Origin of the sequence: Kitasatospora sp. NPDC059160 (genome assembly GCF_042755465.1) — a bacterium.
Classification (GTDB): Bacteria; Actinomycetota; Actinomycetes; order Streptomycetales; family Streptomycetaceae; genus Kitasatospora.
The window spans coordinates 1-1,270 of sequence record NZ_JBHZCN010000250.1; the positions used below are offsets into that span (position 1 = coordinate 1).

General features: G+C 76.2%; 2 protein-coding genes and 1 pseudogene. All 3 read right to left on the reverse strand.

What is annotated here, in order from left to right; translation table 11 throughout:
• Positions 1-280 (reverse strand): annotated as a pseudogene (locus ACFXOZ_RS42530) (hypothetical protein); the annotation flags it as partial.
• A complete protein-coding gene (locus ACFXOZ_RS42535) occupies positions 273-785 on the reverse strand; it encodes a SigE family RNA polymerase sigma factor (RefSeq protein ID WP_380595412.1) in 513 nt (170 codons plus the stop codon). The gene ACFXOZ_RS42535 and the pseudogene ACFXOZ_RS42530, both read right to left, overlap by 8 nt.
• 159 nt (positions 786-944) lie before the next feature.
• Positions 945-1,270, reverse strand: a 326-nt coding sequence (locus ACFXOZ_RS42540) for a hypothetical protein (protein WP_380595414.1), incomplete at its 5' end; no start/stop codon positions are given.

The following is a 1,270-nucleotide window of genomic DNA, read 5'->3' on the forward strand; positions in this document are numbered from 1 at the left end:
GGCGGGGGGAGTCGGAGGCGGGGGCCGGCACGGAGGGAGTGTCCGTGGTGACCACTGCTCCGTGCTGCGGCCGCGGTGAGGGCGGCCCGGACGGGAGGGTCAGGTACAGGGCCGCCGCGGCGCAGGCCGCGGTCGCGCCCAGGGCGTACCGGCGGTGTCGGCGGTGGCGGCGCCGGTCGGCGCGTCGGCGGATCTCGGCAGGGGGCAGGGCCGGTGCGGGCACCTGTGTGCCGAGCAGCCGCAGCCGGTCGCCGACGGTGTCGTGGAGGGGGTCAGACACGGAGCTTTCCTTCCTCGCTGCTCGGGGTCCGGTCGGCGAGTCCGGCCGCGAGCGCGGTCCGGCCCCGGGTGAGGCGGCTCTTGACGGCGCTGACGCTGGCGCCGGTCTCGGCCGCGACCTGCTCGACGGGGAGGTCGCACATGTGGTGCAGGACCAGGGCGCTCCGCTGTGCCTCGGGCAGGTCGCGGAGCGCGGTGACCAGCATCAGGTGGTCCTCGGTGGGCGGTTCGACGGTGGGTGGTTCCGGGCGGTGGTGGCGTCCGGCCAGGTGCAGGCCCCGGGCCAGGCGCCGCCAGCGGGAGACGGCCAGCCGCCGGGCCGTGGTCCGGATCCACGCCTCCGGGGCGTGGTCCAGGTCGAGGGTGCGCCGTCGGTCCCACGCGCGGATGAAGGCCTCCTGGACCACGTCCTGCGCTTCGGACCAGTCGCCGGTCATCGCGTAGAGCTGCCCGGTCAGGCGGGAGAAGGACGCCGCGTAGAAGGCGTCGAACTCCTGTGGCGTCATCAAGGGCCTCTCCTCCGGGGCTGTCCGTCAGTTCGCGGCGTCGGCGGCTCGCGCGGGAGCACTTCCCGGCGGCGGTGGAGCCGTGCGTCCCGGGTGGAGCCTCCCGCTCTGTACGCACGAGTGCCGCCCCCGGGTTGCACCCGCGGGCTATGGCCTGGATCACATGTGCGGGGTGCGACCTGCCGGGCGTCGGGAGGCGTACCGGGGTGCGGGCATCAACCGGACGCCCGCAGGAAAGGACACGGATTTCATGCGTATCCGCCCGATCACGCTCATCGCCGCCACCGCCGCGGTCATCGCGACCGCGGGGGGAGCGGCCACCGCCGCGACCAGCGCCTCCACCTCCACCCCCACGGCCGCGCCGTCTGCCGCGCCCACGGCCGCGGCCCAGAGCAAGCCCTCCGCTGCGCCCTCCGCTGCGCCCTCCGCTGCGCCCTCCGGCGCGGCTTCCGGCGCCGGCTCGTCCGCTGCCGGCGCGCCTGCCA